Source organism: Aliivibrio sifiae (assembly GCF_002954715.1).
GTDB lineage: Bacteria > Pseudomonadota > Gammaproteobacteria > Enterobacterales > Vibrionaceae > Aliivibrio > Aliivibrio sifiae.
This window is the reverse complement of sequence record NZ_MSCP01000001.1, coordinates 1,215,197-1,239,508: the sequence shown is the minus strand read 5'-3', so window position 1 is coordinate 1,239,508 and position 24,312 is coordinate 1,215,197. Positions and strand designations below refer to the sequence as shown.

The 24,312-nt window shown below is 37.8% G+C and carries 20 protein-coding genes; 15 read left to right on the top strand and 5 right to left on the bottom strand.

Features of this window, described 5'->3' with window-relative positions; translation table 11 throughout:
* Nucleotides 1-103: 103 nt before the first annotated feature.
* The 4 genes from BTO23_RS05500 to radC all read right to left on the bottom strand — a co-directional run bounded on the left by BTO23_RS05500 (nucleotide 104) and on the right by radC (nucleotide 2,552).
* The gene (locus tag BTO23_RS05500) at nucleotides 104-1,006 is read right to left on the bottom strand and encodes an LPD25 domain-containing protein (protein WP_105063119.1); all 903 of its coding nucleotides are present in this window, start codon (nucleotides 1,004-1,006) and stop codon (nucleotides 104-106) included.
* 88 nt (nucleotides 1,007-1,094) lie between these two features.
* A complete protein-coding gene (locus BTO23_RS05495; RefSeq protein WP_105063118.1) occupies nucleotides 1,095-1,562 on the bottom strand; it encodes a DUF2787 domain-containing protein in 468 nt (155 codons plus the stop codon).
* Nucleotides 1,563-1,626: 64 nt separating this feature from the next.
* Entirely contained in the window at nucleotides 1,627-2,076 is a 450-nt protein-coding gene (locus tag BTO23_RS05490) for a DUF2787 domain-containing protein (protein ID WP_105063117.1), read from the bottom strand.
* Entirely contained in the window at nucleotides 2,076-2,552 is a 477-nt protein-coding gene (gene radC / locus BTO23_RS05485; RefSeq protein WP_105063116.1) for a RadC family protein, read from the bottom strand. The genes BTO23_RS05490 and radC overlap by 1 nt, the downstream gene beginning before the upstream one ends.
* 221 nt (nucleotides 2,553-2,773) lie before the next feature.
* On the opposite strand from radC, the gene BTO23_RS05480 reads away from it, so the two are divergent.
* The 11 genes from BTO23_RS05480 to BTO23_RS05430 all read left to right on the top strand — a co-directional run bounded on the left by BTO23_RS05480 (nucleotide 2,774) and on the right by BTO23_RS05430 (nucleotide 17,120).
* Nucleotides 2,774-5,023, top strand: coding sequence for a pesticin C-terminus-like muramidase (locus tag BTO23_RS05480; RefSeq protein ID WP_105063115.1), 2,250 nt, complete (start codon nucleotides 2,774-2,776; stop codon nucleotides 5,021-5,023).
* Nucleotides 5,020-5,403 carry a hypothetical protein gene (locus tag BTO23_RS05475; RefSeq protein WP_105063114.1) on the top strand — a complete coding sequence of 128 codons (384 nt, stop codon included), beginning with the start codon at nucleotides 5,020-5,022 and terminating at the stop codon, nucleotides 5,401-5,403. The genes BTO23_RS05480 and BTO23_RS05475 overlap by 4 nt, the downstream gene beginning before the upstream one ends.
* 587 nt (nucleotides 5,404-5,990) lie before the next feature.
* Nucleotides 5,991-6,896: a restriction endonuclease gene (locus tag BTO23_RS05470; RefSeq protein ID WP_105063113.1), complete on the top strand. Its 906-nt coding sequence runs from the start codon at nucleotides 5,991-5,993 to the stop codon at nucleotides 6,894-6,896.
* Nucleotides 6,897-7,106: 210 nt separating this feature from the next.
* The gene (locus BTO23_RS05465; RefSeq protein ID WP_146107784.1) at nucleotides 7,107-7,493 is read left to right on the top strand and encodes a hypothetical protein; all 387 of its coding nucleotides are present in this window, start codon (nucleotides 7,107-7,109) and stop codon (nucleotides 7,491-7,493) included.
* Complete coding sequence (locus tag BTO23_RS05460; protein ID WP_105063112.1) at nucleotides 7,382-7,924, top strand: restriction endonuclease subunit S; 543 nt, start codon at nucleotides 7,382-7,384, stop codon at nucleotides 7,922-7,924. Before BTO23_RS05465 ends, BTO23_RS05460 begins: the two co-directional genes overlap by 112 nt.
* A gap of 52 nt (nucleotides 7,925-7,976) precedes the next feature.
* Nucleotides 7,977-9,443 (top strand): AAA family ATPase, encoded by a 1,467-nt coding sequence (locus BTO23_RS05455; RefSeq protein ID WP_105063111.1) that lies wholly within the window; start codon nucleotides 7,977-7,979, stop codon nucleotides 9,441-9,443.
* Nucleotides 9,443-9,700 (top strand): hypothetical protein, encoded by a 258-nt coding sequence (locus BTO23_RS05450; RefSeq protein ID WP_105063110.1) that lies wholly within the window; start codon nucleotides 9,443-9,445, stop codon nucleotides 9,698-9,700. The genes BTO23_RS05455 and BTO23_RS05450 overlap by 1 nt, the downstream gene beginning before the upstream one ends.
* A gap of 458 nt (nucleotides 9,701-10,158) precedes the next feature.
* The gene (locus BTO23_RS05445) at nucleotides 10,159-13,437 is read left to right on the top strand and encodes a DEAD/DEAH box helicase (RefSeq protein WP_105063109.1); all 3,279 of its coding nucleotides are present in this window, start codon (nucleotides 10,159-10,161) and stop codon (nucleotides 13,435-13,437) included.
* Between the two features lie 54 nt (nucleotides 13,438-13,491).
* Nucleotides 13,492-15,027 (top strand): AAA family ATPase, encoded by a 1,536-nt coding sequence (locus BTO23_RS05440; protein ID WP_105063108.1) that lies wholly within the window; start codon nucleotides 13,492-13,494, stop codon nucleotides 15,025-15,027.
* Complete coding sequence (locus BTO23_RS05435; protein WP_105063107.1) at nucleotides 15,020-16,570, top strand: VWA domain-containing protein; 1,551 nt, start codon at nucleotides 15,020-15,022, stop codon at nucleotides 16,568-16,570. The genes BTO23_RS05440 and BTO23_RS05435 overlap by 8 nt, the downstream gene beginning before the upstream one ends.
* Before the next feature lie 13 nt (nucleotides 16,571-16,583).
* Nucleotides 16,584-17,120: a HEPN domain-containing protein gene (locus BTO23_RS05430; RefSeq protein WP_105063106.1), complete on the top strand. Its 537-nt coding sequence runs from the start codon at nucleotides 16,584-16,586 to the stop codon at nucleotides 17,118-17,120.
* A 393-nt stretch (nucleotides 17,121-17,513) separates the two neighbouring features.
* Here BTO23_RS05430 and BTO23_RS05425 read toward each other — a convergent pair whose 3' ends face one another.
* A complete protein-coding gene (locus BTO23_RS05425) occupies nucleotides 17,514-18,374 on the bottom strand; it encodes a helix-turn-helix transcriptional regulator (RefSeq protein WP_105063105.1) in 861 nt (286 codons plus the stop codon).
* Nucleotides 18,375-18,576: 202 nt separating this feature from the next.
* Between BTO23_RS05425 and BTO23_RS05420 the strand changes: the two genes are divergently transcribed.
* Genes BTO23_RS05420 through BTO23_RS05405 form a run of 4 tightly spaced genes read left to right on the top strand, consistent with a single transcriptional unit; the run spans nucleotide 18,577 to nucleotide 24,267 of the window.
* Nucleotides 18,577-19,356, top strand: coding sequence for a Wadjet anti-phage system protein JetD domain-containing protein (locus BTO23_RS05420; RefSeq protein WP_105063104.1), 780 nt, complete (start codon nucleotides 18,577-18,579; stop codon nucleotides 19,354-19,356).
* Between the two features lie 3 nt (nucleotides 19,357-19,359).
* On the top strand, nucleotides 19,360-22,299 hold the full coding sequence (locus BTO23_RS05415) for a hypothetical protein (protein ID WP_105063103.1): 2,940 nt from the start codon (nucleotides 19,360-19,362) through the stop codon (nucleotides 22,297-22,299).
* Nucleotides 22,292-23,701 (top strand): hypothetical protein, encoded by a 1,410-nt coding sequence (locus tag BTO23_RS05410; RefSeq protein ID WP_105063102.1) that lies wholly within the window; start codon nucleotides 22,292-22,294, stop codon nucleotides 23,699-23,701. The genes BTO23_RS05415 and BTO23_RS05410 overlap by 8 nt, the downstream gene beginning before the upstream one ends.
* A complete protein-coding gene (locus BTO23_RS05405) occupies nucleotides 23,701-24,267 on the top strand; it encodes a condensin complex protein MksE (RefSeq protein ID WP_105063520.1) in 567 nt (188 codons plus the stop codon). The genes BTO23_RS05410 and BTO23_RS05405 overlap by 1 nt, the downstream gene beginning before the upstream one ends.
* The last annotated feature ends 45 nt before the right edge of the window (nucleotides 24,268-24,312 follow it).

The window sequence follows — 24,312 nt, the reverse complement described above, 5'->3', positions numbered from 1 at the left end:
CATTGAGATTACAAGTATTAGTCCTTCCAAAGCCGCATAGAGCAAGGGTTTTAAGGTGAGAGACGAAGACCTTTACCTTTTCAAAAAATCTAATGGTATAGCCTCATTTATCTTTTGATAAAGGGATGACGATTTCCCCTAATGGAACGTATTTCGCTTTGTTGTATTTATTCCCAAAGACAATTTTTTCCACACACCAACCATGATAAAGATAATCCACATCCGTTAAGCCAGAGCCTTGCCCTATACCGTAGTTATTACGATGCTCACAGCTTTGCTCTTTATCGTTTAGAAATACCGTATCAGGATGATCCAAACAGGCTTTACGCAGTTCAGGGAATAATCGTCTGGTATGGGTAGACCATGCTAAAATAATGGTGCGAAGGGTTTTGGTGTGATGCTCTCCTGAATGCGGCTCACTGCGTTCTTTATCGTATTCGGTATAAGTAGCCACGATCACGCCTTTCGTCCATTCAGGTATGACTAGAGCTGCTTGAAATGCCTTTTCATTGGCTTGATGTGCTTGCCATTCTTTTTCTTCTTGCTCACGTTTGGCTTGCTCTTTATCTCGCTCTTGTTGCTTCGCAAGTTCAGTGGCTTTGATGGTTTGGTTTCGAGCATCAGTTATAAACTCGATATCAAAATGATAGGCTCTAATGAGTGTGATTAATTGTTGATGATTAGCATCATTACGTAACCACGGCTTATCTGTATCGAGGTGATGTTTTTCATGATATTCAAGCGTACTAAGACAATGATCAGCAAAGCCTACATCATTGCCACCACAACCTAAATCTAATCGACATTGGTGTTCATCCCCATTCTCAAAGGTCACCGTTACATTGGTTTTGTCGTAACCGCCTAATGGGTTTTGTTTAGCTACGTCCAATGCTTTACGCTCAAAGTCCATGAAGTCATACAACTGACCTTCATTGAACTCATTGGATTCAGACCAATTGACTAAGACAGAGAAGGGATTAAGGGTGGGTATTATTTGTTTATTCATGAGTTAGTTATCCTGATTTTTAAGCATAAAAAAACCGCAACCAAAAGGCTGCGGCATGATGTGATTGATATTGAAATAAGGAGGATGATTAAGATACGTTGATTTCTATTTCGTCATACATTCCCATATCGGCATAAGCCAGAAAGTTATGCTCCCATAATTGATACAACTCCTTAGCGGCACCGTCATCTTTGATGGACGAATAACGTCCTAAATAGCTGGCAAACCATTCTTCACTTAGAAAATCAAAATCTAATTCTTTGGCTAATTCAGGATAATGATTACCCACAAAAGCAAAGTCAGTGATGTAGGCATAGTGCCATGTGTTATTTGCTTCTTTGGTTAAAGCAATCTCAACAGGATGAAAACCACCACTTTCAGCACTGTAGCTTTTATCTCGAAAATTGAAGGTGACACTGTTTGTTTCCTCTAAGCCAGAATGCAATTCAGGATGTTGATTAAGCGCATTAACAAGGTATTGGTTTAGTTTGTTTGATACTGGCAATAGCGTAGGTATAAGATTAGTGGTGGTAATGATGGTTTGTAATTCAGACACGTTGTGTCCTCCTATGATTTAAATAAGATAGTGACAAAAAGTAATAAATTGGAAGTAGATGAGGTTAAGTGCGTATCTCGTTAGCAGAGATATCATCAAAGTGTTGGTTACGAAGTTGACGACAAAAGGCGAGTGCCCATGAGGTAAATAGGTCGATGACTTGCGGCCTTGCAAGCTCACAGCCTTGAATATCAGGTTGATAGAACCAACCACGTTTAAAGTTAAAGTTAAAGTACAGCTCAGGTGCAACGTTTGGGCTGTGTTCATCGGGATAGGAAAAGCTGGCAATAAATACCAGCTTCCAAATATGACGATTAATGTCGTCTCGCTCAAAGCGCATTTCAATAGGATGCAATCCTTCCCGACGATGGTAATAGCTGGTGTCTCTAAAATTTACAGAGAGTCGATTGATGTCAGTACGAAGTGAAAAACTATCAAGCACTACTTCAAGGTGACGATGCAGATTTTTTGGTAATGCTAGATCTTTACCATGAACAACTAATTCTCTTTTCATTAGATAAGTCCTCGTTCAGCAAAAGAGACACAAGGTGAGCCAACCACCACATGGTCAAGTACTCGAATATCTAACAGGTTTAATGCATCCACTAATTTAGTGGTAATGCGTTTATCGCTCCCTGATGGTTCAGCAATACCCGAAGGGTGATTGTGGGCAAATATCACCGCAGCGGCATTGGCATATAATGCTGCCTTTGCGACTTCACGAGGATACACACTGGCAGAATCTACAGTGCCATAGAACAGCTCTTGATAACTAATGAGTTGATTTTGATTATCCAGAAACAGCACAGCAAACACTTCACGCTCTTGGTGGCCTAATTTCATGGATAGATAATGTTTGGTGTTAGTCGGATCTGTGAATGAGTTTTCACGTTGATATTGGTGCTCTAGTAATTCAGCGGCTTTTTCGAAAACCTGATTTGCCGTTAAAGGCTCATTAACGACATAGGTGGGGTTGGATTGTTTTTGCATGTAAAGTTCCTTTAAGGCATTCGTTTTGGATATGCATAAAGGTGATATATATGTGAGTTATTTTTGAATTGGGGTGGATGTAAAGAGGACTGAACGGAAAAGAAATGTGATGTGTTTTTCGCTTTTAGAGATTTAGTCATTTTACCTATTAATTCAGTTAAAACGAACTTGCATTTTAGATTAGCATTCGAGAGTGATTTAAAATAAATGAAGAATAACGAATGAAAGCTTGGGATGAAAAATTAGAAAAGTTTGTTGAGCCAGTTGATGACACTAAATCAAAATTTGTGAATGCCTACTTTCCGTGGAATGAAGAATTAGCAAAGCAATGCAAGATTGAAGAACCACATAACGATCCAGTAAAGGAAAAACAAGCTAAAACAGCGGCCTTTGAGTATTCGATTGAAATAGCATGTGCTCAGGATGAATTAAACACCTATCAAATTGGTGTATTCTCTTTAGGGAAAACCAAAGAAGAAGGCAATATATCCACATGGAATAAAACTCAAAATGAGAAAGGCTTTACGTTATTTACTGCTAGTGTGGATGTTGATGAGCCAAAGGTACTCAGTCGAGAGTTCTTTATCTCAAGCGGTAGTGCGATGGTGTTTGATGAGGTTAAGCCTGTTAAGAAAGGTGTTGCTCATGCTACGGAGTCATTCGTTCCTATCAAACCATCGATTCAAGTGTATGAGCGTTTGTCATGGCCTAAAGTGGGGTTCTTTTATCATTTTATCGATGATGAGTTGATTAACGAGTATCAACTTACTGGTAGTGATAAGTGGTCATTTAAGATTACTCATTCTAAAGGTAAATCGTTATCTAACGAATTGCTATCAGAGCATGAATACAGCTTTATTTTATTGCCTTGGAAAATCAACAATGTTGTTGTAGCTCGTCAGCATTTACTTTATACCAAAGAAAAAATAACCCAAGAGCAACTGAGTGATATTAATGTAGCGTGGCTTGATGAGAACGCGAGATGCTTAAACCCAGATGAGGTTGTTAATGCTCGTTCAGAGAAAGCGTTAGAGCGAGAAAAAAATGAGAATGGGCGAGTAACTTATTCTGTTCAATCAGGAGATACGCTTGGGCTTATCGCTCGTAAGCAAGGTGTGGAATATGAATCGATTCTTACTTTAAATCCTCAAATTACTAATCCAGACTTAATACAGGTGGGAGATGAGATTCTCATAAAGGAAGAGAATCAAAATCATGATGAGGTAACTTCTCATATTTGTAAAATTAACCCAAAGACAGGACAGTGTGAAACGTGGGAAGATATTGCTGTTCAGCATGGAATGACCGCAAAAGAATTGTTTGATTTAAACTCAAATAACCCCGAACACAAAGATGGCGCATTGGCATTAGGGGATGAGTTACTGCTTAATCAACAGCAAACAGTAGGTGTCGACGAATCTTATCGAAATGCGCAGAGTCCAGCGGATTTAACTGAAGATAAACTAACGTTTCCTTTTTGCAATGTATGGAGTGTGATCGAAAAAAATCATACAGAGCTTGCTTATGTGCCAGTTCAAGAAGAGAAGGCAATTAAGAATAATACGGCTATTGTGAATGTGAAATCGGTATTGCTTCAATCAAAATTATTAGCACAATCTGAGATACTAGAATCAATTGCTCAAGGAAAGAAAGAGGTCATTAAAAAAGGCGCTAAAGGGGATGAGGTTAAACTGATTCAAGAAGCGTTGCTGAAAATGAAGTTTGATTTAGGTAGTGCAGGAGCTGATGGTGATTTTGGCTCAGGAACAGAAAGCGCGATAAAAACATTTCAAAGTACGTATACACCAACGAATGAGGTTCATCCAGATTACAAAATTGGTAGTACAGATGGAGTGGCGGGGAAGAATACTCTGTTGGCGTTAGATGAAGCTGTTGTTGGTCAGTGGGTTTATGAGACGCAATGTGAATTACAAATAGATCATCATTTCATCCAAAAATTAGAGGGTGTAGAGACCAAAGGCTACGTTCCTTTTCCGGATAAAAGCCAAAGCGGAGTTACTATAGGTACAGGTTTTGATTTGGGTGCTAGAACATTATCGGATTTAAAGAAAATGGGGTTAAGTAAATCATTAATTGATAAATTTACACCATATTTATCTTTGAAAAAGTATGATGCTGTGAATAAATTAGAAGAAATACCACTGACAATTACTAATGAGGAACTTAATACATTGAGTTTACTTGTTAAACAGTCAGAAACAGATAAATTAGTGACGTTATATAATAAGTCGAGTAGTAAAGTTAAATTTGAGTGCTTACCAAGTCAGGCTCAAACTGTAATAGCATCAGTGGCTTATCAGTATGGTAACTTATCGACAGAGACTCCAAAGTTTTGGAAACAGGCAATACAACAAAATTGGACTGGAATGCATAAGAATTTACTTAATTTTTATGATGATTACTCAACTAGACGAAAGACAGAAGCAACCTTATTAAAAGGATTATTATGAAAACAATCATTAGTATATTAGCTATTATTTTTAGTTCGTTATCATTCGCATACCCAATGGATGATATATATAAAACATTAGATATTACGTCGTTTAGTAGTTCATTAATGCCTAAACGTGTGGGAAATGAAAAACATTTTTCAGAACTAAATTTACCTAAGCCAGTCATTACAGACTCATCAATTTTGATTGAGAGTGAGAGATGGCATTACCAATTAAACATTGTTGAAAAAGATGAACAAAACTTACATGTTTGTTTTATTGATAAAGCATTGAAAGGTTCTTATAACGCACAATCATCAATGATTTTACGTAAGTATGGTAATGAGTATGTAGCGATATCTATGAAAAGTAACGCATGCGATAATTTTGCTCTCTAATGATGATAGAGTCTAACTATCAGAAACCGCTCACTTGAGCGGTTTTTTATATTTAATAGATTTGAGTTGCATTAATGACTCATGTGTTAATCCAAAAAACAATCGCCGAATGTCATGTCGTGAGATTACTCGCTATTGGCGATCACAATCAGTGATTGCGTTATTTAGATAAGATCTATTTGAATTGAATTGCATGGTTTCAGATTAATTCCAACCTTCCACCACTAAAGACATAAAGCCTATATCGAAAGGTGTGGGCTTTGTGTTTTTTAGCTTTAAAAATCCCACTAAAGTTATTAAATCGTAGATTACTTTAAAGTGAGAGTAACACTTGATTATACAATGTGTTACGAACGCTCATTTATCTGATTTGAATGATGAATATCATTGTCCTTTCCTCAATTTTCTCATATCCTTCCAGGCTATTGCCATAAAGAGTCTTGCTATAAAATAATAGGCTAAATTTTAACTTTGAAAGAAGTAACAGTTTGCATAAATTTAGCAGAAGATTAGCTTGATGATTTATAGAACATTAAGCATGAAGAGTTGCGGTGAGTGGATTGAACAGTAAGTATATAGGTGAGTAAATGCTTCCAAGTTACCAAGATTTAATGGAGCCTGTGTTAAAGGCCGCGAAGAATGAAGAAGTAAAGCTTAGCAATGTTACTGACTTGCTAGCTGAGCAATTCAATCTGTCAGAAGAAGAAAGAACAGAACTTCTTCCTAGTGGACGACAAGCTGCATTTACTAACCGAGTTGGATGGGCCAAAACTTATCTAGCTAAAGCTGGATTGTTGGATTCAACAAGGCGTGGTCATTTCGTGATCACAGATTTGGGAAAAGAGGCACTAAATAGTGGAGAAGAGATCAATAACCATTATTTAAAACGTTTTGATGACTTCAATGTGTTCACTAAGCAAAAAAATGGTGACGTCGATAAAGCTGAAGCTATTGAGGTTGTTGATAACGATGCGACACCCGATGAAATACTAAGAGCTGCTTACAAACAAATCAACGACGCCTTAGCCTCAGATATTTTGTCGCGTACTCGTAAAGTATCACCTGCATTTTTTGAACAACTACTTATCGATTTACTACTAGCTATGGGTTACGGCGGTAGTGATGAAGGCATGGCTCATACCCTTGGAAAAAGCGGTGATAATGGTGTTGATGGCGTCATTAATCAAGATCCATTAGGTGTTGACCAGATTTATATTCAGGCGAAGCGTTATGCTGATGGGAATAACGTTGGCGCTGGTGAAATCAGAGACTTCTTTGGTGCACTCAATTTGAAGAAAGCACAAAAAGGAATTTTCATTACAACCTCAGAGTTTACTTCATCAGCAACTCAAACTGCTAAAGACCTAGGTATGCGTATCGTTCTTATCAATGGTAAGGAGTTAGCAAAACTGATGCTCCGCTACAACATTGGTAGCCGAGACGAGCAGGTGCTGTATATCAAACGGATCGATGAAGAATTTTTTGAAGGGTAACCTCTATGGATAAAAAATTAACGCCAGAAGATCAAGCAAGGTTAGTTATAGACCAAAAGCTAATTAATGCAGGTTGGACTATTTAAGATAAAAAGCAAAAATATTCTACATGCTTTGCGCTATGTAGCGTTTTCTTTTATATAGCATTTTAAAACCAATGAAGTCGCTGTAATATGCCGTATTAAAAGAAAAATAATTACGGAAGATAAAATGGCAACTTTGCTTAGTTGGCTTGGCAGAACAGATCTTGATCAGATGAAGCTAGACAAAACAGCTTCTATAGCAACGATCGCATTGAAAGCTCCTATATTTGATGATGTTGTAATCCTTGCTAGTACATGGGAGGAGGAGTGGCATGATTATAAAGAATGGCTTGTGAAAAAACTTGCTTGTTCAGGTCGTTCCAAAACCTTGGTAACTATTCAACGTATCAGATTGTCATCACCTATTGATTACACCGCAATTACTAAAGTCATGCATAAGCAATTGGCTCATATTTCATCCCAATCAGATGGTATTTATCTGAACCTTACCTCTGGAACTCCGGCAATGACGGTCGTTTTGTACAGGGTAGTATTATTCCAAAAAGTAACTTAACGATATCAAGTAAAAAACACCAAGAACTCACAGAATATCATCTAAGAGCTGGAGATATCGTAATGGGAAGAAGAGGAGAAATGGGACGATGTGCCATTGTAAATGAGCGAGAAGATGGGTGGATGTGTGGTACTGGAAGTCTATTTATTAGACCAAGCCAAACAGGTGTTTTCTCAGAATATTTAAATAAACTTCTCTCAAGTGAAGCTATGAAAAAGTACTTAGAGGGGGAATCTCAAGGTGCGACCATGCCGAACTTAAATAAAACGATAGTGGGCAATATTAAGATTCCCGTCCCAAGTGATGAAGCGTTGAGTCAATTTAGCGCTATTAAATCCAAGTTTATCGGATGCTTGGATACTTCATACAAGTTTAGTAATGAAAAGTATTTTGAGTCTTTGAGTCAGCAAGCTTTCTCAGGCCAACTATAAATTTCAGAGGTATCTTCGGATGCCTCTTTTTTTGATTAAAGGTTAGGTTAAAATGAAAATAACATCACTTACCGTTGGTGGTTTCAAAGGTATTAAAAATAAAGCCACGATTCCACTAGCATCCATCACGCTTTTCTTTGGTGCAAACAGCACAGGTAAAAGTACTGTTTTACACGCATTGCTCTATTTGTACGAAGTAGTCGCAAAGCGAAATTTTGATGCGCAATACAGCTCAATTGCAGGTGAATCACTTTATTTTGGCGGTTTTCAAAATTTGGTTCATTGCAAAGACTTAAATGGTGTTATCACTATAGGTGCTACTCTCGATTTTAGAGATGGAGTGATAGATATCTGGGATGATTATTTGTCTGATTCTGAGCGTTGGTTGCTTGAAACAAATCTGGGAATTACGCCTGATTCAGAGGCCGATGAACTAAGCTTTGAGATCGATATTAAGTGGGATTATCATAAACAGAAGGCATTTATAAGTCGCTATGAGTGTAAAAGCCGAAGTGTTGTACTTTGTAGAATCGAATCTCAACAAGGCAAACAGGAAAGTAATATAACGCATTACCAACCGTTACCTCATTGGGAAGTAGACGAGTCATTCTCTATAAATAATTTATTTGATTCAGGGGAGTGGGAAGATATTTTCTTAAAAGGCCAAGATTCATTACCCAATATTTATTCTCGTATGGATTTATCAAATGTCCCTTTTGATTGGAGTAATGCGTTTCCTGAGCATCCTTTTGCTGGCAAATTGTTTGCAGAAGCAACGTCTTCTCAAGCCATTCTAGCGCCCATCAAGCTTTTGGTGAAAAAGCTTGAAGATTTCATTCACATTGGTCCTTTACGTATTGTGCCAAATCGTTCAACGGTACTGAATGCTAAAACATCATCTGGTCGTTGGTATGATGGTACAGCTGGGTGGGATACATTCGCATTTTCGAATGATAGAGTTAAAAACAAAGCTAACGAAAAATTCAAAAGTAGTGATTTCTTTGGAACTAATTATTATTTTGAAGCGCCTTCTCATGGAGAAGCGAGTTTGCTAGAAAAGACAATAATACTTAAAGACTCGCACACTGAGATACCTTTATTACCATCAAGCGTAGGTGTTGGCGTTTCCCAAGTATTCCCATTTGTCGTTGCTACATCACTTGAGCAAGACCTTATTGTGTCATGTGAGCAACCTGAACTGCATATCCACCCTAAATGGCAGTTGGCATTAGGCGACATGATGCTCGAGGCAATTAAGACAAATCAGGACCGAATGTTTTTAATTGAAACGCACAGCGAACATTTGCTGTTAAGGTTACTAAAACGTCGACGCCAAACAGCAGATGAAGAGATTTCATACGAGCCATTTGGTTGTAAGAAAAGTGATGTGCAGATTATTTTTTGTGAGCAATCAGAAGGTAAAACACGCTTGCTTCCAATCAAAACAACCGACGAAGGTGAGTTTGATGCTCCGTGGCCAAACGGCTTCTTTGAAGAAAGAAGAGAGGAGCTATTCTAATGTTACATTTGGAATTTGCAGTTGCGCCGACAGAAATTAACTCTTTAGCAGATTTAGCACTGTTGGATGCGCGGCTTGGGTTTGACCGTGGCGCTGTATTATCTGGTTTTCCGAAAGCTTGGTTTAGAAATGTGTCTGACCAATTAAGCCGGACGCACAATGGAACTTCACTGGATAAAGCAACAGAGCGACTTAGATCTTTTAAAAATAATAAAACAGTTGCCTTTAATCGAACGTATCAAGCCAGAAAATATTAAGCTATATTGGTATTGCGCCGATGATGAGCGTTCTGGTTTTTTACATTCTCGAGGGTTATTTACAGCTAAGGGAGGTTTGATCTATGACAGAGGGTTTGCAGAACCTGGTGATAGAGATCAACGTCAAGAGTTAACGGACATAACTCCGATGCCCACTGATTTGCTTCACGCGAAAGCCAATTCGTACAATACATCTCTTCAGTATGACGACTTCAAACTCGTAAGAGGTGTTTGGTCCTCTCATCCTTAGTTAGAAATTAAGGTCTGTCACTTGATGCGATACATGTGGCAGATCTTACTTGTACTTATATGCGTAAATTTATTTCCTTTTCGTAAAAATAATTACCAGTGAAAATTGTGATGGTTTACTAATATCTAAATAAATCATAGTGTTAGAATTTGGCATGTTTGTTGAAGGTACAATACATCAACAATAACTTTTAGAGGAGCCATTAAATATGACCGACGCTAATCTTGCCACTTTAACAATCCCAACTTTTTCATTTCCTGATATTAAATTATCCGGCAATAAAGTCGAAAGATTTGGACATCGACAGTTTGAAATAAACGTTGTTATCACTTTTACAGATGATCCCGATATAGTTATGGCAATGTCGTCGAGAGAAGGGTATTTCTCGACGTTTTACATTGTGAAAAGTAAGTGCGTTTGTGTTGCGTCTCTAAAAGATTATCCAGTTTTATACACCTCAAAGCCTTCTCAGTTTAAATCACTAGTAGCACTAACAGAGTTGCGATGGTTAAATCATCCATTGATGCAGCTTGAGGATTTACAACCTTCTGATTTGGCTCAATCTTGGCAAAACAAGTTCATGTTTAAGGCAGAAGATCAAGACGCTGGAACTTTGGGTTTACGAACACCTCAGATTGGAGCCCTTCATGCGATCTCTGCAGAGTTTTCTAAATCTTCTAATATTGAACCGAGTACTGTTGTTTTACCAACAGGGACAGGTAAAACAGAAACAATGTTGTCTACAACGATTTATCATCGTTGCGATAAGGTATTAGTTTTAGTTCCATCAAACTCACTACGAGACCAAGTTGGCGATAAGTTTAAAACATTAGGTTGCTTGGCTGAGCTAGGTGTTATTCCTGAAGGTATTTTACATCCTGCGATCGTTAAGATTAAGAAAGGTATTAAAAGTGTAGAGGAGGCTCAAAAGCTTCTTGATAAAGCGAATGTACTAATAGCAACACCTCAAATTTTGAATTCACGATTTGCCAACCTTGATGTACTGAAAACTATTTGTGATTCCTGTAGTCACCTTTTTGTAGATGAAGCACATCATATATCAGCTAATAAATGGAATGAGATTAAGAATAGATTTTTAGGTAAACGAGTTATTCAATTTACAGCAACTCCTTTTCGTAATGATACTCAAAGTTTGGGCGCTAAAATCATTTATAACTATACGATGGGAGAAGCTCAAAAGGCTGGTTATTTTACGAATGTTCAGCTTGAGCCTGTTGAGGAATATTTCCAAGACACTATGGATAAATCAATTGCTGAAAAAGCAATTAAATTATTAAAACAGGATTTAAAATCGGGTCTTGATCATTTAATGATGGCTCGTGTGAAAACAAAGGTAAGAGCTGAAGAAGTCTTTGAACTATATCTACAGCTGGCTCCTGAGTTAAACCCGATATTAGTTCATTCTGATCTTTCTAAAACTGAACAAACACGACGTCTCGCTTACTTACGCTCGCAAGAAGCGAAAGTGGTGATTTGTGTCGATATGTTAGGAGAAGGATACGACTTACCAAATTTAAAGATTGCAGCTATTCACGATCATCATAAGAGCTTGGCGATAACGCTACAGTTTATAGGTCGATTTACTCGTGTCTCCCACAAAGAGAAATTAGGTACGGCAAGCGTAGTTGTGAATATTGCGGATTCTGGCGTTGAAGGGGCATTACAGAAGCTATACGCACTTGGTGCTGACTGGGATGAGGTGTTGAGACGTTTATCTGAAAATCAAATTGAACGAGAAGTAAGATTGCAAGAAGTTGTAGATTCACTTAAAGGGCAAGGAGACTTGCATGAGCAATTATCTCTTTGGAATTTACGTCCATCTTGTTCTGCTATGTTATTCAAAACTGAGTGTGAAAACTGGAATCCTGATGCATTTTCTGATCTTAAGTTCACCTGTGATGAGATGTGGCATTCAGTTTCTGAACAAGAAAACATTCTAGTTTTGTTAGCGGTTTCCAGTACAGCAGTGAAGTGGGGGCATTTCAAGGATGTTAAGGACATAAACTACAAGATATTGATAGCTCATTGGGATAGTGAGCGAGATGCACTGTTTATTTATTCAAATGATTATAAGGGATTCAAAGTAGATACCTTGGCTGAAAAGCTATGTGGCGACTCAACTTATGTCATGTCTGGTAAGCAAATATTTAATGTACTTAATAATATTGAATATCCACTAGTCAATAATCTGGGTTCCGCTCAAAACGGTGCAATTAGTTTTACGCAGTTTTTTGGTTCAAATGTAACTGAAGGTTTGAGTGCCGTAGAGAAGTCAGCATCAACACTCAGCAATATCGCAGCGATGGGGTATGAGGATGGAAATAAAGTACTTTGGGGGTGCTCTGAGCGTAAAGGCAAAGTGTGGTCACCTAAAGCTGGTTCTATTGCGGATTGGTTACTGTGGGTAAAAGCTGCATGGGATAAGGTAGTTTCAGGAGCTTCCGATGAAGCTAATATTACACGTGATTTCTTAAGACCACAGAAAATTGATACCCCTCATACCCATATGCCGATATCAGTTCAGTGGGGAGAGCATCTACAACAACGAAATGAAGAAGGTGTTAGGATTTTCTTTGGTGCAAAACAACTCTACTTGTATGAAGTTGATTTGAAAGTTACATGGGATGAGCAAACCTGTAACCCAATAGTGATTTTTGAATCGAATCAAGATAGTTCTAAATATAAACTCTTGATCGATAGTGACTTATCAAAAGGCTATGAGTATCAACTTATAGAAGGTGAGCCGATTACCATTCAGGTAGGAAGTGCTGACCCAAGAGAATTGATTGAAGAGATGTACCTTGATCCTATCTTTATCTATTACGCCGATGGTTCGTTCTCTTATAACTGTTATTGGGTTGAGGTGAAGGACAATATAGGTATCTACGATGCTGAATCTTTGAGCCCTGTCGAATGGACAGTAGATATAACAAAAGAATCGATGGGTGCTAATCAAAATGTTGATACGATCCAACATCAAACATGGCAATCCATTGAAGAAGACTACGATATTATAATTAATGACGACGACAGTGGAGAGGCAGCCGATTTAGTTGCGCTTAAATCTTTACCAGACAAAATAATTTTAAGCTTATATCACTGTAAGTACTCTCATGGTGCAGAGCCTGGGAGACGTCTAAGTGATTTGTATGAAGTTTGTGGGCAAGCCCAGCGTTCTGTGCGTTGGAAACATGTTGGCCTTCCATATGTATACAAACATATCAAAAAGCGTGAAGCAGCATGGAAAGCGAAAGGGCAAAGCCGTTTTTTAAAAGGCAGCATCGCAGAATTAGAAAGTTTTAAGAATCGCTCTCGTACTACACCTATCGAGTTTCAAGTGACAATAGTTCAGCCCGGCTTAAGTAAAAAACAGGTAACAGAAGAAATGCTCAAGTTGTTGGGTACAACAGAGTTGTTTATTAAGAAAACGACACTGGCTGAGTTACGCGTTTGGTGTTCAGATTAAACCAATTGATGTATTTCATTTGGAACTAAAAAATTAAAATAGAAGGAATTAGATATGACAACGTCAATAAGTACAGTGAACCTAAACAGAAAAGAAAAAATCCAGACGTTAATGACTCAAATGAATAACGGTCTATTAGAAAGAGAGCATCAAGTTAAGCTGATGATGCTTGCTGCTTTATCAGGGGAGCACGTATTACTTATAGGACCTCCGGGTACGGCAAAGAGTGAATTAGCAAAACGCCTGAAAAGTGCGTTTGTAGAAGCAAACTACTTCGAGCGTCTAGTGACTCGCTTTTCTGTTCCAGAAGAGTTGTTTGGTCCTCTTTCAATTAAGGCATTAGAAGAAGACCGTTATAACAGATTGACTAGTGGTTATTTACCAGAGGCATCGGTCGCTTTTATCGACGAAATTTTTAAAGCTAATAGTGCTATTTTGAATAGTCTTTTGACGTTGCTTAATGAGCGTCAGTTCGACAATGGAAACCGAAGAGTAGATGTTCCGTTAGTATCTGTAGTCGCGGCAAGTAATGAACTACCTGATGGTCAGGAATTAAGTGCATTGTATGATAGATTTATTCTGCGCTCTTACGTGTCACCAGTGTCTAATGATTCATTTGACAAACTATTGTGCGGTGCATTAACGGATTTTGATCCAGAACTCAATATCCGTTTAAAGATTGAAGATCTATATGAGGTACAACATCTCGCCGAGAAAGTAGATCTAACTCCTGCGACATTAGAAGCTTGTAAAGAGTTTCGTAATTACCTAGTCACTGAAAATATTTACGTATCTGATCGCCGTTGGCGAAAATTAGTGAAGCTGATGAAAGTATCTGCTTTCACTTCAGGCTTTAACGAAACCAGTATTTACGATGCTTGGATTCTTCCTCATTGCTTGTGGGAACAACCTGAACAGTTTAAAGGCCTTCAGAAGCTTTATAAACGTTTGGTGACAGTTGATGGGAAAACACCCCCATCCCGTTTACTTAAGGTTCTAAATGTATGGGAAGAGAAGCTTAAAGAAGATCAAAAAACGCATAAACAAGATGCGAAAGGAAACACATTATATCTCGACAGAGATGGCGAGGAAACAATAAAAGAGGTGAGCAAGTCCCATAAAAAAGATCATCGGGGTAATTTTCTCTATGCGGATCGTAACGGAAATGAGACTACAGAACTGACTCAAAATTACGGTTACAGTTACAGTCCAGAGAAGAATAAACCGATTATGGTAGAGGTTAAGAATACACCAATACCTCTGAATAGCTCCTTTTCGAAAGCTCATGTTGAAGGACGAGTTTTAGAAATTAAAAATATAAGGAGTAATATTGAGGGTTTTTATAGTCAGATAAATAAAGAGATCTCAGGTGTCTCTGGGTACTTTGAAAAGCATCTTTGGCTAGATAGAAGTATGCTCTCTGAGGTTATTGATTCTCTGCACTCTTCTCAAAAAGAAGTTGATAAGCTTCTAAAAAGGGTTACATCTTTGGAATCTGGTTTTAACAATCTTCCGCTGGAGTCAGAGCTTAACTTGGCGTTTGAACTGGAAGATAACAGTGGGATAATTGAAGGAGAGCTATGTGATTAGCGAATCATACATAGTTAAGTCTCCATTGTTAAATTTAGACAGTCAGTTCAGTTGTCTTGATAATGTGCCGGAGAAGTTCCTTTCGGCAGTTATTACTGGCTCTACTGGTAGTTTAACTGAGCGCAGTGAGTCTTTAATCAACTCTAGGAATGAGCTTTTATCTGGAAGAAGTCCGGTGAGTTTGTATCCTTTAGCTCCTCAATCAATGAAAAATGCGATTTGTAAAGTGGTGATGGAAACAGGCTTAAATCGTTACTGCTCAGAAAGTGCAGAAGTCACAGATGCTTTGTTAACGGACATACTTTTCGTGATAGATAAGCTCCAGTCCCAAGCATTACCATTGGTGTCTGACCTGATAAAACAGATGGAAAATGAGGCATTAAGTCAAATAAAACAGGCTTTAGATAAGAAAAAGAATCAGCGTAAACAAGTTAAACCTATTTTTTTGAGCAATGAACAGCGAGCAAGAATTACCGTAATGGCTTCAGAGAAAATCTGGCAGCAGTTACTTTCTGATGAGGTAAGTATCGGCATCTTGCCTGATGTATGGCAAGAGAGACTAGCAGTATGGTCTCAATTAGAAGATGTCTTTTCTGAACTTGGCTTGATTACAGGGTTAGGTTTTGATTTATCAAAAGGAGTATTTCAAAGTCATGGGTGGCTTGATATAACCCGATTGAATAAAATAATAAAAAAATTACCAAAACTACAAAGTTTAATTCAAGATCTAGGGCGTGATGAAAAGACTGATGGTCTTATGCTTGAAGAAATCATCACCCAAATGAGTATAGTTTCAAGAAATGAGAAATATGTGGACACACCATTGATCCCTATGGAGACAAAAGGTATTACACGTTCAGATTCAATTTCTCGGATGCTACCTCAAGAAGCGTCTTTGCTTACTAACCCTATATTAAAAAAACTTTGGCATGTTAAAAGAGCTGAGCATGCCTTAATTTCTTATTCTGTTGAAGGAACTGAAATATTTAAAGTTGATGAAGTGAGAAACCAAGAGGTTACTTCTGAGCGAGTTGGTCAGCATATAAATAAAAAACGTGGCCCCATGGTTATTTGCCTAGATACTTCCGGTTCAATGCGAGGTTTACCGGAAAATATTGCAAAAGCTACTGTGTTGGAGTGTATGAAGGTTGCTTACAAAGAAAAGAGAAGCTGTTATGTATATCTCTTTGGAAGTAAAAAAGAAGTAAGTGAATTGGAATTAACGTTAGATGTATCTGGTTTTAATGAGTTACTTAACTTTTTAACAATGTCTTTTGGTGGTGGAACCGATGCTGAAGGACCGCTTAATAAAGCATTGGAAAAGTGTGATTCGGAAGAGTGGCATAAAGCTGACATCTTGTTAGTGAGCGACGGTGAATTTCCAGTGTCTTCAGGATTAAGTAGGAAAATAAGTAACCGAAGAGAGAATCTGGGTTTACAGGTTCACGGTATTCAGATAGGTAACTCTCATTATGCATCAATGAGTAAAATTTGCGATCCGATGCATTATTTCTCAGAGTGGATTGATTTAAGACGACAATAAAAAAGGATTAAATATGTGCCAAGCAAAAAGTGTATTTGATGTTTCTATCCAAGATGCTGAAAGGATATTAGAAGCTTATGAACATATGAAGAATATTCCTGAGTTGGGACGTGATCCTGAAGAGTTAAAGCGAGCTGCTCTTATAATGACTTTAACTGCATGGGAAACATATGTTGAAGACAAAATCAGTGAAGAAGTAGCGATGCAAACAAAGGTTCTTCAAGGTTCACAAATAGGCAATTTCATTAGCAGAACTTTGGAAACAGATCTTAAATTTTTTCATACTCCAAATAGTAAGAAGACAAAAGATATCTTTGAACGCTTCCTTGGTATCGATGTGACTGAATGTTGGACATGGCCTGGATACGAAGATCAAAATAGAACCAGAGCAAAGCTGAACGAATGGATAAAAAAACGTGGGGACGCAGTGCATCGTTCTGTTACAGATAAGCAAAGTTCTCATTTAATCAGTAAGCCGGAAGCAGAGAAGTGCATTAAGTTTTTTAAAAGTTTGGTCGAGGTTACGGATAGGGCTTTAACTAGTCATTGATAAGTTAATATTACTAGTTAAAGCTTGCTTAAGTCAAGAGTCAAAGGCATACCGCTATTAATAGGAAATAATGTCGTGACAGTGTCACACGTTAGGTGTGATAATGCTTTTATTAGAGTAAGATTTTATCAAAGTAACACCAGAGGTAACACTTTAAAAGTCTACTTTAAATAACTTGTTTATAATCAATTGGGTAGGGTATGTAATCGAGTCCAGTAGCCAATTCGTTCTTTATGAACAAACAAAAAAGCCCACCTAGTGTGGGCTTTTTTGTGCCTGTAATTTGAGGTTTATTAGCTCTAGGAACTCCTATCTTATGTTGCAAAATTTACCGTTTGAAGCCGTTTTTTAAATAAACTATTTTCGAGATTGCTTTAAGTTTTTATTGCCGATTTAGAAGATTACATATTGTTTCAACTCCTCAAGGTTCCCCAAGATTATCTGCTGTCCTTTGGGATTCGAGTCCAATACATTGATATCGATATTATACGTGTCTAAAACATAGCGAATTAAAGCTGCATTGGTATTTATGTGCAGAGTTCTTTTTTCCATACCATAGTCATTGGCAATGATCGCTGCCTGAGCTTCAGTTAATCTAGGATCTGGCTTTAATTCGATACAAAGTTGAGTAGTCCAATCCTCATCTTCATCTTTCCCCATTACAATTCTATCGTTGATATCTGGAATACCTCGAATACGACTAAGTACAAAATCTCTATAGCCTTTAGAATGCTCACAATAAGCACGAACATGCCAACGCAAAGGGGTACAAACGAGCGTATGTGGAGAAATAATTCGGTCAGCTTCCTCGCCATCTTTCAAAGATATGTAGCTTATATCGACACGTTTTTTCTCTCGAATAGCTTGAACCAGTGGACGTAAAATGTCAGGTGAGATATTGCGTGTTACGGGACGGACCATGGTTGTATTTTCAAAGCCCATATCAAGCTCATCAAAAGTTACCGTCATGTCTTCAGTGCGAGATAGAACATGTAAGTACTCGTCTGCATGACCTCGTGTAAGCTGAGGAGTAAAGCTCTCACTGGGTTTATAGCCTTTTAAATGTTTGTCGTAGATTAGGTTATCAGGTGCGATATTTTTTAAATAGCTGTTTATATCCTTTGATGCTTGTTGGCGACCAATACCAAAGCTTTGGATTAGATGATTAGTGGTCAACCTTCCTTCCCATAACGCAATAATCTCGATCATTCTGTATCGAAAAAGAAGATCCCACCGAATTGGCCATTTACTCATAGTTTGATTCCTGTCTAGTTATGCTACATGTATATGTAATCAGTATTTACCTGTCGCTAATGGTGTCATATTATTTTGAGTGCAAATAGTAGTCAACAGGCTGGGGGATACCTTCTCTAATAAATCGACTTGGTTCGCAATTCCCATTAGGGTTTTATGAAATACTCAACAGTATCTACATGATTAAATTGGATTTGATGAAATGAAGCTTAATCAATACCTCACTAAGATCTCACAAGGAAGAACGATAAATTTAGATCGGTTTATCGACTGCTTGCCTCATTCTGATTTCAACGAGTGGCGTAATATATATAGTGCTACGCGTGTTCGTGGTGGTCATAACTTGACCATACTTGATGAAAAGTGGCATAACGCGCTTTTTGAGCCAGAACTAAGTAATAGAGTTAGTGCGTCTCATGTGGGGCGTTCACATGATTTTCCGAGTAATTTTGCGCATATGCTAGTTCTGAACCGCATCACTAAATCTCAGATTCCGTTTGTTGTTGTATCTAACCTTGAAGGTTACAAAACAGAAGGGAAGCTTATTGGTAAAAAGGCTGTTCTTATCGAAAATATTGAGAATTTTTATCGTTATCGGGAATTTTTAGAGTTCATTGGTCACTCTTCGATGATAGATAGTTGTGACATTATTTTTGGTTCAGGTAATCAGATATGCCATCAGCTGAATCACTCGTTTCTTTCCAATTATGATGAAATTTATTGTGCTCAAGATATAGATTTAGGTGGTTTAACAATATACAAAACGCTCAAAAACTCTTTTCCCCAGAGCAATTGGTTAGCACCAGATGACTGGGAGATTTTTAGGAATAAATTTAAGTTGAAGCCAAAAAATAGTACCCACCTTGAGAAAGCCATACAGCTCGCTCGTGATCTTGAACTGAATACAGAAGCAGATCTCATGAATCAAACGCGCTCTTTCTTAGAGCAAGAAGCTCTACTACCAGCATTATCACAGGACTAACTCATGTTTAATAAAGCAATCGATAACCTTTTGATCAGTATATCTCGTCTTGTAGCTGTAGATTCTGCGGGTGTTGCCATCGCAGAAATTGATTTGCGTGAAGGTGGAATACTGATAGGTGGCGGAAATATCGGTAAAACCTCAATCCTTAATGCAATAAGATTATTTTTATTGCCGGAAGAAAACTTTAAAGACTCGACAAAGAAATTTGGGTTTTCAGACAAAGAAGGCAAATTTTATACTAACGATGAGAGTTTCGAGCACTATTTCCCAAGCAGTACTAGCTTTCTGATTTTGGAGTGTGACAATTACTTGGGTGGACCTTTACCTCATTGCCAGATTCTGTATAGAGGCAATTCTGATAAGTTGGATTATCGCCGAATGTTTACCTCATTGCGTTATGAGCAGATTCGACATCTTTTTTGGGATGCAAACGCTGGAGAGGATGGAATTGGTGGACGAGTAGCAGATTTAAGTCCAACAAAAGTTCAAGCCTTCCTCAAGCGAGAAGATAAACATTTTAAGACACTTATGCGTTCGGCGGCAATTAAAGACGTGATTTACGCAAATCAACTGCTAAACATTGATGCTATGCGCTTTTGCCTCTTCCCACTAAGTACGACGAGCGATGCTGATGTCGATGCTTTTCGTGCATTAGTTCGTTTGCTGTTTGATATGAAAACGGGCTCTGACACAGTACGATTAGCCATTGCTAATATTATTGAGTCGCAGAAAAAAGAGCGTAAAGATGAACTCAATTTTGATATTGATGCTTTTATTGCGCATAACGAATCACTGATGCGTCGTGAAGAGCTACTAAAAAATATCGATAATTTAAGACCAGAGTTTGAAGTACTGTCTGACAGTCATCAGCAGTTAATGAAAAATAGAAATGCTGAAGATGAGTTAATGCAGTATGCAATGATGGTGCAAAACCGAATCGGTAATGAAAACCAAGCCTTAGATTTAGAAAAGACTCAACTAGAACTGATAGAAGTTAAAACACGATCTGCTAATAAGAATTGTAGTGATATAACGGATAAACAGAAGAACTTAGAAGGGGAGAAGAAAGTACTACTTCGTCAACATCAAAAACTTGATGAAACTGTGCAGAAAACTCAGCTGTTAGTAAATTTATACGATGACTCAGATTCTCTTGAAACGATTGTATCAGGTCATAGACTGCATTTAACTAATAAAAATAACGAGCTGGAACTGAAACAAGATGCCGAAAAGCGACAGAATGAATTGGATGAACTTGAAAAAGACATTAAAAAGTTCGAAGAAATGGAGCGTCGTTTTCAATCCTCAGTAAATAAGCAGGAATTGAAATTATTTAATCAATTATCTAAATCTACTTGGGAGAAGTTAGCCGCAGTAAACTCGGAAGTAGCAGAGGCTAACCCGGAAAGAGAACTCACCTCATCAGAGAAACACGCTATAGAGTCTTTTACTGATTTAATTGAGGCTGATGGTTTAAACTATGAGCTATTCGGTGTAAGACTGGATACGATTTCTATCGATGGTAGAGAGTCAGATCAAGTTAAGCTAGATAAGGCTCGAACGGCTCTTGAAAAGAGTCGTAGACGGGCAGCTGAAATTAATGCGATAGATAATGAAAATCGGTTTGAGCGGATTAGAGCCATTAATGTGCTTAAGGCAGAAATCAATCGAACTCAGGTAGAAATTGATCTGCTATTGGCTTTCAATAGTAATACACATCAGCTTCATAGTGTAACTGAAGAGCTTGAGCAAGAAAAAATCAAAGAGCAGAGACTTGAAGAGCAACTTGAAAGTCAGAAAGTAGTATTAGCGCAAGAAAGAGAAGCATCTGAATCGCAAAAAATCAAAGTAGACCAAATTAAATTAGACCTAGAGACATTAGGTAATTATCACGTTCGGGTTAAGGCAGAGCTTGAAGCCAATGCTTTACCTACTATCGACTTTTCTGTATTGCCAGATCATACAGTAGAGTTAAATGAAGACAACTTACAACATCGTATAAAAGCCCTACAAAATAAGCGACAAGCGAAAAATGAGATTGTTGAAAAAGTTCAAGGTTTTGTGCGAAATCAGGTGCTTGAAAATGACGATAAACTTATGGCTTCTCATATTGAGGATGATCTACTAGAACACGCTTTCCAACAACTTCAGTCGCGTTATCGTGGCTTAGATGAAGAATTTGATATTCTTGGAAAAAACTTTGTAGAACATAAGCATTCTGTTCACGCCATTATTAATGAATTAAAAAATAACCGTGAAATGGTGCGCCAGTTTGAACAGAGCATTAACCGATCTTTTAAAGGTGTCGCTATTAATGATTTAGCAGAGGTCGAAGCAAATATAAAAATTGAAGTGAGGTTCAGTGATTTAGTTAGTGAAATAGAGCACTTAGATACGCATTCAGACCAAAAAGCATCAGATCAATTTATTGAACGTCTTAAAGCATTTAGTAAAAAGTTTTTCCCAGATGGCAAAGCAGCGCTGTTAACGATGGATCAGATTGTCTCTGGTATTGCTTATCGAGTGAAAAAGCAAGGGCAAACAGGCTGGGAAAGTAAGTCACAATCCACGTCCACAATAATGCTAATCAATATCAAGTTGGTTGAAATTCTCCTCGGTAAATTAAGAAACAGTGCATGTACAACTCAGTTTCCTTTAATTATTGACGAAGGTGCTTCTGTTGATAGTTCACAGTTTGATTGGTTATTGCCCAATATGAAACAAGCGGGATTTAGAGTATTAAGTGCATCGACTAATTCAGCATCCAGTGAGATCATTTTTAAATTCGGACAACATTTCCGATTAGACGCGATGCGTACCGCAACCCCTTATAGTGCAGCGCGAACTATCGCCTTTACGGGTATGCCTGACAGTTTTATTACAGAAGGAAGTGCATTGGATAGAGAACAACTTGATATGTTTGGAGACGCAGATGAGTGAGCAACGGCTCCTAACTATTCCTACTTTTTCTATCATGCTTGAACATCACACTATTATGCGTGACATCATTCGTGAAATGGATGAAATGAGTGAACCTTATGTACGTGAAGCAACATTTATTTCTCGGCTACATCGTTATATTCAAGGACAAAATAAAGATAAACAGAAACAGCTGCGTACGGCTTTTTCGACAGATAACTTACTCGCAGTCCACATTTTGGTTGATAAAGATGAATTTGGTGGTGAAAGTCGACTGATTTTTGATCGTTCCGTGATTGGCGTATTTCGACTATTTGATCATAGTTTATTTCAAGATTTAACGGATGTAGCATTGAAAATTCAACTCGGAGGAATACGTTTATTATTAGCTAAACTTCAATCGAATACTTTGTTGTTTAGCGATAGTGATCTTGATTTTAAAGAGTTGATAGATGAACTGTTCCATCGCTTGAGTGAATTGTTAAACAGCATTCGTTTGAACTTAGTTAAAATGCAGATGATTAACCAAGAGTTGAGTGAGGCGAGTGAATTAGCCGCTAAGTCAGATAATCCACAAGTTTTCTCGGTGTTACAACGAGAATCTATTGGAAAAATTTCGCTACTTTTGTCTAGGCATATTTTGCCTACTCGACAGTTTCTTGATGAAAAGAGTCGCTTGAAAGATGGTCCTAACTTATTTGAATGTCTGCAAAGTTTACGTAGCCAGTTTGAACATCATCAAGATCACCAACGCTCAACAGCAATGCTGAAATATGAGGTTAGCTTTAATAGCTTTCATTCACAAATAAGCAAGGTATCTCAGTCGGTTGATCAGTTTTTGGCTCGATCGAAAAAACGCCTTAAACAGTTTAATGCGATTGAAACGGCATTTAGTGATCTAGTCAAAGAGTTAGATGCGACAAGGCATAACCTTAAACGTAGCCAGATTGATGGGCAATTTGCTCGTGACAATGGTGCATTCCTTGGGTTAATGCAGCAGGCAAGGCCAAAAGTACTGCGTATTAGCAGTTCTGAAGCTTATCTTAATAACGTAGTCAGTGATATAGAAGCAAGAGTAGCTGATCAAGGTTTGCTAGAAAAGGATCGCTATGTTGATTTAATAAGCTCTAAAGATGATTCTACGGAGCGAAGACTAGAAAGAGCTGAATGTATATACAATTTGGTCAAGCAAATGAAAATGACAGAATATCAAGATTTAACACTCGCGCTGCAGCGGAGACTCAAAGGTAACTTACCTGAATATCATTTTATTGATTTGCTAGAAGGACTAAATTTTCTGATGCGTAGCAATGAAATGCTTGATGGTCATGCAGTAAAAGTAACGAATTTCCGTAATCGTATAGTTCAAGGCGATACTGTGTATTTATATCGTAAAATTCGAACAGAGAGAGTGACACAATGATGACAGATTTTTCCCAAATAAGCATGGCTAAAAGCCAACAGATTTACTCAACCTTTGTAAACGGAAAGGTGATTACTAAGCAAGCTTATGATCTTTATCAGCAGAGCTTTATAGAAAGTACTCTTTATACTGAGCTGTACAATAATCTTGATCATTTTACCCAGCTATATCTGCATATTGGCTATAATCTGAATTTTAACGTTGAAGGGGAGTTTTTCTATATCAGCCGTAGTGAGGCAGAAGAAGATGCTGATACCAACGCCACCAAGATTCAGGCAATATTATTGATTATTGCCCGTTATTGGGTAGATAAAGGTTTTGACCTAGACGATCTAACCACTCCGGTGATTGGATTAGGACGTTCCGCACTAGAAGAAATTGCAGAACAAACTATATATGATGACATTCGACAGGCGCTTGGAATCGAAACGTGGGATAAGGCGTTAAACTATCTTACAGATCGGAACTTTCTCTACCCTTGTGGTGATAAACACTATGTTTTAAGTTCAGCCGGAATGCATTTTTTAAATTTACATGTTGAGAAATACTCACAAGAGCAAGAGTAAACGATTTACGCTATTGATAGCCACAAGCTTGATTTATGATTGTTA